A 14021-nucleotide genomic window follows, 5' to 3' on the forward strand; every position below is an offset into this window, starting at 1 on the left:
CTCATGACCCGCCGCCTCACCGGCGAAACCACCCCGAACTGGCGCGGAGCCTAAACCCCAGGACCAAACACGAATCAACGGACCAAACGCTCAGTAAGTCCTCATCACACGGCCGCCCCTCGGAGTGCTAGGCAGAACGGGCCGAGGGGTGCGCGTATCTCGAAGACAGTGACCTGCAGACGGGCGACGCACCCAGGCCTCGTCGCTGCGCCGGCGTCGGCGCCCTGGACGTGGTGGTCACCGAACCGCATCTCACCGGGGTCGCCCCGATCGGCTGTGGGCCTGTCCCGGCTTGCGGCGACGGGAGTCGGCTACGCCTGCGCGCCGACCCGGGGGCTCCCTTGGCCTGTGCGGGATACTCGCCCGGGTCAGGAGGTACCAGATGCACCAGTCGGACAGCCTCAGCAGCACTGCCCTGCACGGCTCGGCTCCCCGGCCGGAAGTGGATCCGGCGCGGATCGCTCTGCGCAACGCGCGGGCGGACGCCCGCTACAGGTGGTCGCCGGCCCGCGGCGTCCGGGCGCTGCCGAGGCATAGGCGGCGCTCACCGCCGGTTGTCCTGAAGACGGTGGTGGAGGAACTCGCCGCGAGGATGGGACAGGGCGTACTGCTCAAGGCCACGCTGTTCGCGCACTGGTACGAGGTTGTGGGGTCGCTGGCCGATCACATCAGCGTCGTTGCGTTCGACCAGGGCAGGGGCGAGCTCGTGCTGCGGGCAGATTCGAAGGCGTGGACGACGCAGATCCAGATCCTGGCACCTGTGCTGGTCCAGCACCTCAACGCGCGCATGGCCGATGAGGTTGTGCGGTCGGTCCGCGTACTGGCGCATGGTCCCGCGCGGCCACCGCGTCCCGCGGCCGAGATCTGGTCCGACGGCAAGGGCGCCCCGCCGGCCCTCCGGCCCGCCGCGCGGGTCGCCGGGCCGCCGCCGGTGGATGCGGCGGTCGAGGCGGCCGACGAGCGGCAGGCCCGTTGCCTTCCCCGCGAGCCCACTGGCCGCTTCAGTGGATCCGTCCGTGGCATGCTTCCGGACGATGCTGGATTCCGCGGCCGCCGGGCATCGCTCGACGCGGTGCTCGTCCGCGCCCGGCTCCGGGCCTGTGCCGAGCAGCGACAGAAGACCTGAGCGCCCACCGCGGCGGCCTGGGCCACCGTGCAGGGCAGGAGGTCCTCCAGTCCGCGCACACCGCAGTCGGCCGGGATGCCCCAGAAGGAGGCTACGGTCAACAGCGGGCATCGGCACCAGGCACTGGCCGGTCGGGCACACCGTAGGCTGACCGCGCAGCCAGCGTGCGGAACGGTTTCCCGCCGGTGAGAAAGGACCCCCAGGTGAGCCAGGACGAGGACCAGCCGGCAGCCGGCACCCACGACGTCGATGCGGAGAAGGCGGTCCTGCGGGCCATGCTGCGGTCCACGGAGGCGATCGCCGACATCGTGGAGGTCCTGCGCGGCGACGATTTCTACCGGGCCGCCCACGAACTCATCTACAACGCCGTCCTCTCCCTGTACGCGGACGGCCAGACACCCGACGCCATCATGGTGGGTGCCAAGCTCGCCGAGCAGGACGAACTGGACAAGGCCGGCGGCCAGGACTACCTCACGGCCGTGGCCAGTTCCCCCTCGCGGGGCGCGAGCTGGCAGAAGGAGGCCGACCGGATCCAGGTCCTGGCTGTGCTGCGCCGCACCAAGGCCGCGGCCGTCCACATCGAAAACCTCGCCGACGAGGGCACCGTGGAGACCGCCGAGCGCATCATCAACGCCGCTCAGGCCGAGATCTTCGCCGCCACCACCCGACGGCGCGACGTCCTGCCGCCTCTTTACGCCCTCGGCGACGTCCTGGAGGGCACACTCGACACGATCGAAGCTGCCGCCTCCCCCCGGAGCGAGGCGTCCGGCCTGCCCACCGGCTTCACCGATCTCGACAGTCTGACCAACGGTCTGCAGCCTGGCCACCTGACCGTCATCGCCGCCCGGCCCGCGATGGGCAAGTCCACCCTCGCACTCGACTTCCTGCGTGCAGCCGCCATCCGGCACGGTCTCCCCGTGGCCCTGTTCACCCTCGAGGCCAGCCGGGACGAGGTAGCCACACGCCTGCTCGCCGCCGAAGCGCGCGTTTCCGTACACCGCATGCGTTCCGGAACCATGGAGGACGACGACTGGGCCCGTCTGGCCCGCCGCATGCCCGACGTCTCCGCCGCGCCTCTCTACATCCAGGACGGCGCCTACGCCAACCTGGTCGATCTGCGTGCCCAGTGCCGGCGCCTGCGCGCTCAGCAGGACGTCCGGCTCATCGTCGTCGACGCCCTGCACCTGCTCACCTACGGCACCCGCCCCTTCGCCTCCCGCTACGAAGAGATCTCCGAAATCTCTCGCTGCCTCAAGCTGCTGGCCAAGGAACTCCAGGTGCCCGTCGTCGCCATTTCTCAGCTGAACCGGGGCCCTGAACAGCGCGTCGACAAGCGGCCTCTGGTCAGCGATCTGCGTGACTCCGGCGCCCTGGAAGACAACGCCGACCTGATCATCCTGCTCCACCGTGAAGACGCCTACGAGAAGGAATCACCCCGCGCCGGCGAAGCAGACCTGATCGTGGCCAAGCACCGCAACGGCCCCACCGCCACCATCACCGTGGCCTTCCAAGGCCACTACGCACGCTTCGTCGACATGGCTCAGACATAAGCCTCGCGTGTGGGATCTCAAATGGGTGTAGCTCCTTTGGAGGGACGAGCTCACCAGTACAGACCTGCGGGTTCACAAATGACATGTGATCCTTCCGGCCCTTCTGGACATCCCGCTGCTCACCAGCAACGACCTGGCGGCTGACCTTGTTCACGGCCAGTGCGGCCACCTGCGGCGCTCTCCCAGTGCGCCGTCGCACCTCACGCGATCGACTTGGCAAACCCCCAGCTCACGTTGTCCCTCCAAAGGAGCTACACCCATCTTCGACCGTCATGGACGACGCACAGGGAAGGCCGGGGCCGGCCGACTGCCGCGTCGCTGAGAGTTACTGGGTAGTGGGGAACGCCCCACTACCCAGCAGAACACCCCGGTAGCGCGACCCCATGGGGCTTTACCTGGGTGTTTCTAATGGGGACCCCACTACCCACTAGACCCGCCTTTAACGAACGACGAACCAACCGACAAGTAGCTCAGCGCGATGGTTCCGGGGGTGGTGTCACTGACTGTGGCCTTCCGCGACAGCGGTTTCAGTGCCGACCTCCGATGGCCGACTGTGCTCTCCCGTTCGTCGGCTCCGGTCAGGAAAATGCCGGGCGTGGCAGGGGCCGCTCGAACGGCGGGCCCCCGGAATCGGGAGGGATCTTCCCATGCTGAAGAAGTTCAGAGCCCTGGTCGTCGCGACGGCCACAGTGGCCGCGCTCGGGACGGACATGGGGGCGGCGCACGCCTCCACGACACAGCCCGCGGTCAACAAGTGCCAGAGCACGCATACGTACGAGACCGGCGGCATGTACCTGGAGGTTCACGCCTGGGGCGGCAAGGGCGCGGTCGTGGACACCTGGGAGTACGCCAACCAGGACGGCCACGCTCAGGACAATGAACGCTGGTGCCTGGAGGCCGCCAACCAGGGCGGATGGTACTTCCACCCGAAATACAACACGAACTTGTGCCTGGACGTGCCCGGCGCCAACTACGCCGAAGGCACCCGCCTGGTGATTTGGAACTGCAACGGCCGGGAGAACCAGCGGTTCACAATCAGCAACGGCACCACCAACGGCTACATATCGCCGGTGAACGTCTCCAACCTCGGCAACAAGTACTCGCTGAACTACGGCGGGTACCACGGCCAAGTCTACCTGGATTGGAACTACTACCAGGGCAACACCACCTACTGGCAGTAGTAGAAGGGCAAAGGACGCGCTGACGGCCGTCGCTCGTCATGCCAGGCCCCCATCAGGGGCACCCTGGGCCGTGCGCGAACCAGGTGCGGTGGGTCGGGTTGGCTTTCAGAGCGGGGGCATGCGGTGTTCCGGGGCCGGCAGGCGCGAATCGACAAGTTAAGGGCACTGCGGATAGTGACGCGGCGCCCACATCCATCAGCGGGTGTAGCTCCTTTGGAGGGACAACGTGAGCTGGGGGTTTGCCAAGTCGATCGCGTGAGGTGCGACGGCGCACTGGGAGAGCGCCGCAGGTGGCCGCACTGGCCGTGAACAAGGTCAGCCGCCAGGTCGTTGCTGGTGAGCAGCGGGATGTCCAGAAGGGCCGGAAGGATCACATGTCATTTGTGAACCCGCAGGTCTGTACTGGTGAGCTCGTCCCTCCAAAGGAGCTACACCCAATCTCAAACTCCGTGTCGGAATCTCACGGTCGGTGTCGGATGAAAGTCGGATCCGACACCATGCTGAGACTCGCAGGTCGCAGTAGGCAAGAGAGAACGGGGTCAGTGGGTTGCTGCTTTTCTACGCTGGTGCCCACGTTCACTCGTTGGGGGACTCCGTTGCCAGCGGGATGCCGCACTGCAGGCAGCCGTTCGCGTGGTCGTCCCGGCAGACGTAGCCGATGGCACCATCCACGCACCATTCGGCGGCCTCCTCGGACAGCAGGTCGGGCCCGGCATGGAGCAGCCGACGAAGTTCCGTGGTGTCCGCAATGTCGACCGGGCGGTTGGTGAACCACTCGTCGAACCAAGGCTTGTTTCGGTGCACGTGCCAGTGCGCATTCTCCCGGTCGTCGACAGCCGTAGTGAACCGATCGACGATGCGCCCCCAACTCGGTGTTCCGAACCAGCCGTTGTCGGACGCGCAGAAGAATTCGATCAGGGTTCGCAGGCCGAACGTCTTCTCGCGAAGGCAGTACGCTCGCCCCCAAGCGATCGCGTCCTGTGCCATCTCCGCGAGTTCTTCGTGCGGATCAGCCTCGTGCGCCGGGTCGTCAGGATTGTGGCAGGCCAGCCCGAGCTCGAGAACAGACTGCCCGGTCGGTAGAACCCGGGACGGGTTGACGATCGCGAGACCGAGACCGATCCAGTCGACATGGTCGAACGACAGCATCGAGCGCACGAGTCGGGTGGTTGCCGTGTTGATCCGCATCATTGTGCCGTCGTGGAGCGGACTCTTCCCGGCATGCCAGTTCTCGACGGGTGTGTTGCGCCACACCGCGAGCGTGATGCGGGTGGCAGCGAGCCACAGCAGGGTGTCGTCGTCGAGGTGCCCGAACCGCTTGGCGCACTCCTGGGCGCCGTAGGTGATCAACTCTTCCGGTTTCGGCCACCTGTGGCTGTCGGGCCCTTCAGGCGCGTACTCGTAGTCGTCGGCGTACTCGTCGAGGATCGCGCTCAACTCGGCAGCGCTGTAAGCCTCGCTGTACTCGGAGCTGTCCGGCTTTTCGACGGTGTACATGTCGTGGTCCCAGGAGACGTACACGTCGCGCCAGAGCACTACGTCATCGCACTCGCCGGCGTTGTCCGTCACAACCGGCCTGATGGTGATCGGGGCAGTACGCCCGTCGGTTCGCTCGCCGTCCTTCTCGGCGGCCCATGCGGTGATGACCCCGAGCGGCTTCGGAAGGGGAGGACCGACCTCGGTGATGCTGAACGGCTCGTCGTCGTCATCGGTGTCGAACCGGCTGTTGACGAACGCGACCGCCTCGGAGGGCGTGCTGACGATGGACTGGCTACCACTCTCGTTGTCAACCACTCGCCACAACGGGCTGTTCTTCACGATGCTCTCCGATCGCGGTGAGTGCACCCGGGGCGGGTGCGATGCGCCGGGTCGCTCGGCACTGAATCCAATTATGGGCTGATCAACCCATCCGTAGTCCCAAAGGCGCTTGTCGGCGACAACGTTCGGTACGTTCGCGTGCAACCTGCTTTTCGCGACCGCGGCAACACAGCAGAGTCCCACAGCGGAGGAGGCGAAGATGGCGCTGAACAAGAAGGGCTCCCGGCGCATAACCGTTGACGGGATCGAGTACCGCTGGCGGATCCGCAGGAAGCCCTCCTACATGCAGGGCCTCTGCTGGACACCGCTGACCTATGCGGTTGAAGCGGCCAGCGGCAGCCAGCCGGGCACGACCTTGATCGTCACTAGCGGTCAGGCCCATCCCGGCAACTGGGTGGGCGTCGAGGCGGAGCCCATTCGTCCGGCTCACGTTGTTGCCAGCATTCGAGAGGCACGGGATCAAGGCTGGGATCCAACCCGGGTCGGTTCTCCTTTCCAGCTCGACCGATCCGCAGGATTCATCGCCCAGTCATGAGACAGAGCGGAGTAGGGCGGCGCCTCTGGCCCGGCATCATGGCCTGGTGACCACATGGCTGCGCTGCTACTGGGACGAGGAAGACATCTGGTTCTATTTCGAGGTCTACGCCGAAGGCTGGGTGATCCGGCAGGTCGAACTCGAAGGGCCAGAGCTGATCCCAATCGCAGCTGCTTCCCTCGCCGAGTGGCAGCGGGCCCGCGACGCAGGTCGCCTCGGTGATTACAACAGCAGATTCGGGATCACCGCCGAGCTGCCCGTCTCGGAATGGGAAGGCCACGACCCCGAACAACTCACCTTCGAGGAGTTCGAGGATGTCTGGGGCCCTGCCCGTCAGCAGATCGCATCCCGGCCCAGCTGACCTCTCGGCGCCGCACTGGCTTCTTGGCATCATCGCGACATGACCCCGGCCCTTCCCCGCACCGTCCGAGCCGTCGACACCGCTCAACTCCTGGACCTGGCCCAGGAGGCCGCCATGCATGGCTTCAGCCAGCGGCTCCCGGTCGACTGGCTACGAGAGCACCTTGCCGCAGAAGCGACGCACTACCTGTTCCCGACACTCGTGCAGCGGCTCACGCACCGTCCCGAGGTGCCGCTGCAGTGGAGGTGCCAGCAACTGCTGACCGTCAGTACCGGCGAGCAGATCTGGGGTCTCCTCGATGTCCTTCCCGACACCTTCGACAAGATCCCGGAGACCTTGGACACGGCGTCCAAGAAGGACATCGTCAACCGCATCGAGCAAGCAGTGAAGGTGCGGAAGTGGATGGAACGGACGGCCGCCGATGCAGGCTCATTAGGTCCGGCGCAGCCGGCTGGGCAGTCTGAGGAAATGACATCGATCTGAGACAGCCGCCTGCCGACACGTCGTGAGACTGGAGGGGACCGTCCAGGTCATAGCGCCGGTGCCTGACATCGAAAGTGAGAATCTACACGCGTATGGGATCTCAAATCCCGTGGCACAGTCTCATTCGGGAAGATGCGGGCCGCCCAGGCCGGGCACCGTGAGCGGCTCCGTGGCGGCGGCCCTGCCCGGGGCCGGGCGGCGTGATCATCGAGACTACGTCCTGGACACGGACACGCTTCTCGCGCTCGGCGGCAACAAGCAGGTCTCCGGTCTGATTCACCTCGCCAGTGGTGACCCTGCTGTTGCGGCTGTGGGTACCGGTCATCAGCGCTCTGGAAGCCGAGCGTCATCGCGCGGGCATCATCGACTACCTCGGCATCCTCGACACCCTCCACGTCCTGGACGCCGACTACGCAACAGCCCACGCCATCGCGGAGCTCCACCGCCGCGAGATCCCCTTCGGCGCCGCGGCCGCCGTCCATGCCTCCCGCCCCACACTCGACCGGCCGGACGGCGCGCTCATCGCCACGGTGGCCCCGCCTTCCTACGCGGGCCTCGGCGTGCCCGTCATGAACCTCAACAGCTGACCAACACCACCCACCGCGGAGAGATGCCGAAGCCCCCGCAGCCATTTCCAACGGAAACGAGCCAGGCACCGGACCTTGAATTCGCCGAGCTCCGACCGCAACGCCCTGGGGCCACTCCGCTCGCGTGACGAACTGCCCGATCTACCGTTTACCGGTCGATACAGCGCAACTTCGACACAGGTGGGCACGATGGGGAAGAGAGCGCAGCAGAAGCGGGCGGCCAAGCAGGGAAAGCGGCGAAAGGCTCCGGCGTCACCGATTGCCGTGACCTTCGCGGCTCTGGCGGCAGACCTGCCACGGCTGGCGTCGATGGACGACATTCTCTTCGGGCCGCTGGCCACGCCGTGGGGCGACTTCACCGACACCTATGCGACAGTCGCCGACGCCCTGGAGGCTGCGGAGGAGGCCGGCGGAATCCTGTCGTGCTTCTCCTTCGACGACTCCGGCGAGTACGAGCGCAGCCTGCGCCGGGACGCGGACGGCTGGCGGTACGAGGTGGCGCTGTACCCGCGGCAAGCCCTGCGGGAACTGGTCAAGACCAGCTGGCTCGACGCCGACGACCACGACCACGCTGCGGAACAGCTGCGCCACGCCCTGGCCGCGTACGTGCCCGAGAGCCTGCGCCGCCCCGGACTCGAGGCCGTGCAGAGGCAGTCGACCACGAGCGTGCCGCGCATCGGCTGGGCCCAGAGCCTGCCGGTGGCCGGGATGCAGACGTGGGAGGACGTGCACCTGGCGGAGAAGCAGCTGCCCCTGTTCGACCTGGCGCCGCTCGCCGACGGACCCGGCGGCATGTGCGAGCCGCTGCCCGAGGAGACCTTCGCGCTGTTCCGGGCGCACGGCCTGGCTGCCCGCGCGTGCGCCGGCTGCGGCGCGCCGGTGACCGACCGGCACCCGCACTGGCCGGGCGTGCTGGTCAGCGTGGAGAACGAGTTCGGGCCGGTGTGCGACCGTTCACGCCTCGGGGGCGAGTCCCCGCAGCGCGTCGGCCACGTCCTCGATGCCGCCCAGGCCCGCCCGGCCGGAGAGCTGACCGGCAAGGAGCAGAAGGTCCAGTGCCGGCACTGCGACGCGCACGTAACCGAGCAGCACCCCGACTGGCCGGAGGTGTGGACCGAGGCCGGCGGATACTGCCGCCCGGTCTGCGCCGTGGCCGGCTCCGGCTGCGACGACGCCAAGGAGTACGACCTGGTCGACTGCGTCTACCCGCACGTCCCCGCCGGTGGCGACAGCCCGGCCGCTGCTGCCATCGCCGCTGCCAGGCAGGGCGGTTACTTCCACCAGCCACGGCTGCCGAGCTTCATGGAGAGCTGGGCACAGTAGCGCGGAGGGAGACGTCAAGAGTCGTGGGCTCCTGGAAGACGTGAGGCCAGGTGGCCCGGGGCATCACCGGGAGCCCGGCCTGGCCCATCTGCGGCTGCGGCCCCCATCCCCCCGGCAGCGCAGGGCTGGAAGTTCAGCAACACGTGATCGGCACGGCTTCGGCATGTTGATGTGGCCCCGCCTCTCGCCCGGGAGGCTCCGCCGTGTGGGCAGGCACGTGAGGGGGCGTGAGGTGCAGTGGGCGGGCGGTATCTCGCCGGTGACCTGGAGCAGCGGCCTGTTCCGTCTGCTGTACCCCCTTCGCATGAACGTGCGTGCTTGTTGTCTCGCCCGGGTCGTTGTCGAGGTCACTGGGGTACGGCCGCACTGAAAGCGGAGCGGCGGCCTTCGTACGTGAGCAAAGGGATGTGCGGGTGCGGCCTGGTCGGCGTTGGACGGTACGGCTCGTCCCTTACGGGCGCCCTGCTGCCGGGGTGTGCGTGGTGGACTGCGCCGACCCGACGTGTCCGCCCGACGGCGTGCGCTACCGCGACCCGGTGCTGGCCCGGACCGCTGCCCTTCGCCATGTGCGCGAGCACGTGGGCCGTATCGAGGTCGCCCCCGGAACCGGCTGCCGCTGCCGGAGCGAAGACTGCACCTGGCACAAACCCGGTCATGCCCGCACACCGGTGAGCTGTTCGACGACGACAGCCCTGCTCCTCATCCCCGATCTGCTCGGCAGAGTGTGGGTCATCGCCGAAGCCTGCACGGCGTGCGCCCGGGCCATCCCTCGCTGCACGATCCTTCACAGCGGAACCCCGGCACGCCCGCCGGTGCCCCTTGAGGACGACCCCTCCTGGCAGGAGGAGCCATCCGGCTGCACTGTGTGCACCGGTTCCGTCTCCCCGGAGAGCACGGGCCAGGCACTCGTGGAGAACCAGGCGGCGGGGGAGGAGGGGCCGCGGGGCCTCGGCCCGCCGGCGCCCGGATGGGCACCGGCCGCCGCGTACACGCACTACACCGAGTCGGCCCTGAAGTACCTGGCCCACGCCAGGATCGGCCGCACGGCGGAGGCCCGGCTCCTCGCCCTGCTCCTCGCACTGCGCAGGCGCAAAGACGGCACGGTCCCGCTCATCGACGAAGACCTCTCGCGCGACCGCTCCGGCCTGCCGGACAGCGCTCTTGAGGAACTGGTCACCGACGGCTGGATCGACACCACCCTGGCCGCCGTGCGCGCCGCCGTCCCCGGCGCGCCCGCCGCCCGGTGCAGACTTTCCGGCCTTTCCGGCACCGCGCTTCCCGAAGGGGTAAGCAAACACGCCCGTAAGGCCTATAACGGCTGGGTCCAGCGTCTGGTCTGCCACGACCTGCTCACCGGACAGCCCGCGGGCGTCAGGCTCGCCGCCCTGTACCTCACCGCACTGAGTGACACCCACGGCCACGGACAGATCAGCGAGTGCGTGCTGGCAGCCCGCTGCTGCTTCACCTCCCCGCGGATCAGCGTGCCGGTCATGCAGACACTGCTGGCACGGGGCTGGCTGGACAGACTGCATCCCAACACCGGCTGGAACCGGCCCGCCTCGTACCGCCTCGCCACAGGCGTGCGCCACCTGATCCCCGGGGCCGCACCGACCACGGCCCGGCCGGCCATCACACCGATCGACCTCGCCGGCCGCGGACGCGACCTGGCCGGATGGGCCCACGACTACTACCTCCTCCACCGGCACGCCCCGCCGCTGCGCGAGGTCGTCGCCGCACATTGCCCGGAGAACCCCGCAGCCCCCTGGCACACCTCAGATCTCCGGGCCGGCATCGCCGTTCTGGAGCAGGAGGGCTGGCTGACGGTAGGCACGGCTGCCTGGCTGCCGGTCAGGCCCAGCACCCTCTACTGGCGAGCCGTGTGCCCACCCGCGCCTTCCACACCCCGCAAACGCCACGCGCTCTCACCCCGGCAAGACGGCCCGCCCACACGGCCCGCCCCGCAACGGACGCCTCGCATGCACCAGCCCCGCCCACGGGACAAGGGCCCGGACCTTCCCCTGGCACCTACCCGGATCTCCCCACCCGGCGAGCCGCAGGAAAGCCGCCCCCGGCTCCCCGACGGACTCTGGCTCATCCCCGGCGCCCGGGAAGCGCTCGGCCTCAACGACCGCTGAACCCTCACGTGCCCCGTACACCAAGGGCCAGCAAAGGTGGGGACGGTGGTCTGCCGGACCGTCACGATCGGCAGGCTGGTCACCGCAAACGCCTTGCGGCCCCAGCCCCAGTCGAACTGGAGCCAGAGCCCGGGCTCGGTGATCTTCTCTGAACTTGCCGGGGTGGTGTGGGCGAACGCTTTCTGACGGGGCGGATGAGGTGTTGCTCACGCGTCGTCGGAGCTGATTTCCGCGCTCAGAGCCCGCAAGGCGTCGTCGTATTGATGGAGGTCGAACTGGAATGGACCGAACGCTGTGTAGTCGCGCTTCGTGCGGTAGGGCTGCTCGAAGCAGTCCCAGATGACGAGATTGGCTGTCACGGTGATGCGGGCCATCAGCGGCCAACAACCCAGCTCGCCGCATTCACAGCCGAGCAAGGGCGTCTTCGCTCCCAACGCGTCGGTGGACCGTCCGTGGAAGTGGTCTTCCATCGGGCCGAACCGAAAGTACTCCGGGACAAGACCGCCGTAGGCATCGCCTGCGGGCTGCATCCCGGCATCAGTCTCGAACTTGTCGATCAGCTCGGTGAGCGGTACTCCGTTAATACGTGGGACGATCTCAAGCACGCCAAGATCATCGCGATGCTGGCGGTCGAACCGGATCTCATTTCTGGCCATCCCTTGATTGTCCCAGCGCACTCCTTCCGGCTGGGAGCCTGAGGTCGGTGGTGACGTGGCGTCCCGCGACGTCGGGGAAAGATGGGCATGCCAAGGTGGACGGCGACGGTGCGGCGGGTGATGAGGTTGTCGAGCTGGGCGCGGACCGGCCGCTGGGTACCTGGCTCCGCGCGCATCCGCAGGCGAAGGTGCACTTCGACGTGCTGTTCGCCGGGACCGACCGGTACAAGACCGACGAGGTCGCCGGCGACCCGCGCCTCCGCCTGGACCTCGTCGACCGCGTCGCCGTCGCCGCGGTCCCGAAGGGCCTGCGGATCACCGCCTGGCACCCGGGCGGCGGCGCACACACCTTCGTCGTCGATACCGGGCCGACCGCCCGCAGTCTGCCGGGTGATTGCGGCGCAATCACCCGGCAGGGCCCCTGGCCGCCACAAGAGACATTCCTCCGCCGCGCCCGGTGGCGGACCGCTACCGTGGTGGCATGGCTCGGGAAATCCGGATTGAGATCAGCGATGAGGCGTACGAGTAGCTGCAGCGCACGGCTGCCGAGAAGCATGTGCTCGCTGAGACGTACGCAGGCCAGGTGCTGGACGCTGATCTGACCAGGACCCGCTTCCGCGAGGGCGCCCGGTCCTTCATCGGCCAGCACGCCGAAGGCTTCGCCGAGCGCTTCGGCAGCCGCGCCGACGCCGCCTGAGCCGCGCTGGATGTTCCTTCAGATCGATCTGCCCTGGCTGCTCGACATCGCGCACCAGGAGCTTCCCGGTGACCCGGAGGTCGTGGACTGGGGCTCGCTCGAGGCCGCCCGGGCCCGGCACTGCTTCCGCGTGATGGACACACCCGTCGGCGGCACTGGCCGTCTGCGCGACATCCCGTGAGTCTCCCCGAGCCCTGCTTCGCCCTTGTCCCCGTGGCCAGGGTGTTCGGCCTCCTTGGAGGGTTCTTTGATCCGGTGACGGAGCTTCAGGATTCTCGAAGAGTTCTCATCTCGGCCGATCGATCTGCGGCCGGGATGAAGGCGAGGCGTCAGCCGCAACCGAAGACTGTGGGGTTGCTTGTGAAGTCCACGGGGAGGTGGGGGAGGCCGTGGATGACCCGATGCCGGTGGGTGGAGATCTCGTCGGGGGCGCAGGCCAGGCGTAGGTCGGGGAAGCGGCGCAGCAGGGTGGTCAGGAGGGTGCGGAGTTCGAGGCGGGCGAGTTGGTCGCCGAGGCAGTGGTGCGGGCCGTGCCCGAAGCTGAGATGCCGGGCGGCGCCGGGGCGGTCCGGGTCGAACCGGTCGGGGTCGGTGAACCGATCGGGGTCGCGGTTCGCGGCTGGCAGGTGGAGGACGACCCGCTCGCCCGCCGCGATGGGCTGGCCGGCGATGGTGAGGGGTTCGCGGGCGACGCGCAGCAGGCCGAACTGGAGGACGGTGGCGTAGCGCAGGGTCTCGTCGACGACGCCGTCGATCAGGTCGGGGCGCTGTCGCACGGTGTCCCAGAGGCGGGGTGGGCGGAGCAGGAGGAGCACGGCCAGACCGAAGACGTTGGCGGTCGTCTCGTGGCCGGCGATGAGGATGAGCTGGGCGAGCGCCGCGATCTCGTCGTCCGTCACGGCCGGGTCCGTGCGCTGTGTCTGGAGGAGACCGGAGAGCAGGTCGTCGGCGGGGTCGGTGCGCTTGGTGCCGATGAGGCTGAGCAGGTACGACTTCATCTCGGCTTTGCTGGCCAGGAGCTGGTCGCGGGTGCGGTCGAGGGAGAGGAGTTCGGCGGTCAGGCGCTGGTAGCGGTCCCGGTCGGCGAAGGGGACGCCGAGGAGTTCGCTGATCACCAGGGACGGTACGGGCAGGGCCACGGTGGTCATCAGGTCAGCCGGACGCGGTCCGGCGGCGAGGGCGTCGAGGTGTTCGTCGACGATGTCCTGGATGCGCGGTGCGAGCTGGTTGATCCGGCGGGCGGTGAACTCGCGGGTCACCAGGCGGCGCAGCCGGGTGTGTTCGGGCGGATCGCTGGTGAGCAGGTCTGAGGGGCGCAGCGCGGCCATCTCCGCGGGGGTGATGAGGCTGGCGCGGACGTGGGAGTTGAGGTGGGGGCGGCGGGAGCTGAGCCGGGGGTCGGCGAGCGCGGCGCGGACGTCCTCGTACCGGGTGACCAGCCAGCCGGGCGGGCCGTCGGGAAAGGCGAGCGGGGCGATGGGCAGATCGGTCCGCAGCCGCCGCAGGTCGGCGGGCGGTTCGAGCGGGGCGGGTCGTTCCACGGGCAGCGGCATCGGTTGGCGGATGTCC

The 14021-nt window shown here is 68.4% G+C and carries 14 protein-coding genes; 11 read left to right on the forward strand and 3 right to left on the reverse strand.

Going from position 1 to position 14021, the window contains the following annotated elements:
* The first annotated feature begins 382 nt into the window (after nucleotides 1-382).
* The 3 genes from ACH427_RS27350 (at nucleotide 383) to ACH427_RS27360 (ending at nucleotide 3857) form a co-directional block, all read left to right on the forward strand.
* On the forward strand, nucleotides 383-1126 hold the full coding sequence (locus ACH427_RS27350; RefSeq protein ID WP_398873561.1) for a DciA family protein: 744 nt from the start codon (nucleotides 383-385) through the stop codon (nucleotides 1124-1126).
* A gap of 203 nt (nucleotides 1127-1329) precedes the next feature.
* Nucleotides 1330-2676, forward strand: a complete 1347-nt coding sequence (gene dnaB / locus ACH427_RS27355; protein ID WP_398873563.1) for a replicative DNA helicase — start codon at nucleotides 1330-1332, stop codon at nucleotides 2674-2676.
* Nucleotides 2677-3323: 647 nt separating this feature from the next.
* Nucleotides 3324-3857, forward strand: a complete 534-nt coding sequence (locus ACH427_RS27360; protein ID WP_398873565.1) for an RICIN domain-containing protein — start codon at nucleotides 3324-3326, stop codon at nucleotides 3855-3857.
* Nucleotides 3858-4433: 576 nt separating this feature from the next.
* On the opposite strand, the gene ACH427_RS27365 is transcribed toward ACH427_RS27360, so the two are convergent.
* Nucleotides 4434-5675 (reverse strand): hypothetical protein, encoded by a 1242-nt coding sequence (locus tag ACH427_RS27365; protein ID WP_398873567.1) that lies wholly within the window; start codon nucleotides 5673-5675, stop codon nucleotides 4434-4436.
* 199 nt (nucleotides 5676-5874) lie between these two features.
* Here ACH427_RS27365 and ACH427_RS27370 point away from each other — a divergent pair, with 199 nt between their 5' ends.
* From ACH427_RS27370 to ACH427_RS27395, 6 genes are all read left to right on the forward strand, one after another.
* The gene (locus tag ACH427_RS27370; protein WP_398873568.1) at nucleotides 5875-6210 is read left to right on the forward strand and encodes a hypothetical protein; all 336 of its coding nucleotides are present in this window, start codon (nucleotides 5875-5877) and stop codon (nucleotides 6208-6210) included.
* Nucleotides 6211-6256: 46 nt separating this feature from the next.
* A complete protein-coding gene (locus ACH427_RS27375; protein WP_398873570.1) occupies nucleotides 6257-6571 on the forward strand; it encodes a hypothetical protein in 315 nt (104 codons plus the stop codon).
* 39 nt (nucleotides 6572-6610) lie between these two features.
* On the forward strand, nucleotides 6611-7054 hold the full coding sequence (locus ACH427_RS27380; protein WP_398873572.1) for a hypothetical protein: 444 nt from the start codon (nucleotides 6611-6613) through the stop codon (nucleotides 7052-7054).
* Nucleotides 7055-7344: 290 nt separating this feature from the next.
* Nucleotides 7345-7641 carry a hypothetical protein gene (locus ACH427_RS27385; RefSeq protein WP_398873574.1) on the forward strand — a complete coding sequence of 99 codons (297 nt, stop codon included), beginning with the start codon at nucleotides 7345-7347 and terminating at the stop codon, nucleotides 7639-7641.
* Between the two features lie 264 nt (nucleotides 7642-7905).
* Nucleotides 7906-8964, forward strand: coding sequence for a hypothetical protein (locus tag ACH427_RS27390; RefSeq protein WP_398873576.1), 1059 nt, complete (start codon nucleotides 7906-7908; stop codon nucleotides 8962-8964).
* A 482-nt stretch (nucleotides 8965-9446) separates the two neighbouring features.
* On the forward strand, nucleotides 9447-11099 hold the full coding sequence (locus ACH427_RS27395; RefSeq protein WP_398873578.1) for a hypothetical protein: 1653 nt from the start codon (nucleotides 9447-9449) through the stop codon (nucleotides 11097-11099).
* 206 nt (nucleotides 11100-11305) lie between these two features.
* Here the strand turns inward: ACH427_RS27395 and ACH427_RS27400 are convergent, their stop codons facing one another.
* Entirely contained in the window at nucleotides 11306-11755 is a 450-nt protein-coding gene (locus ACH427_RS27400; protein ID WP_398873580.1) for a hypothetical protein, read from the reverse strand.
* 47 nt (nucleotides 11756-11802) lie between these two features.
* Here ACH427_RS27400 and ACH427_RS27405 point away from each other — a divergent pair, with 47 nt between their 5' ends.
* Both ACH427_RS27405 and ACH427_RS27410 read left to right on the forward strand, forming a co-directional pair.
* Nucleotides 11803-12357, forward strand: coding sequence for a hypothetical protein (locus ACH427_RS27405; RefSeq protein WP_398873582.1), 555 nt, complete (start codon nucleotides 11803-11805; stop codon nucleotides 12355-12357).
* A gap of 105 nt (nucleotides 12358-12462) precedes the next feature.
* A complete protein-coding gene (locus ACH427_RS27410; RefSeq protein ID WP_398873584.1) occupies nucleotides 12463-12633 on the forward strand; it encodes a hypothetical protein in 171 nt (56 codons plus the stop codon).
* A 148-nt stretch (nucleotides 12634-12781) separates the two neighbouring features.
* On the opposite strand, the gene ACH427_RS27415 is transcribed toward ACH427_RS27410, so the two are convergent.
* On the reverse strand, nucleotides 12782-13993 hold the full coding sequence (locus ACH427_RS27415) for a cytochrome P450 (protein WP_398873586.1): 1212 nt from the start codon (nucleotides 13991-13993) through the stop codon (nucleotides 12782-12784).
* Nucleotides 13994-14021 lie beyond the last annotated feature (28 nt).

The organism is Streptomyces sp. NPDC020379 (genome assembly GCF_044387105.1).
Classification (GTDB): Bacteria; Actinomycetota; Actinomycetes; order Streptomycetales; family Streptomycetaceae; genus Streptomyces.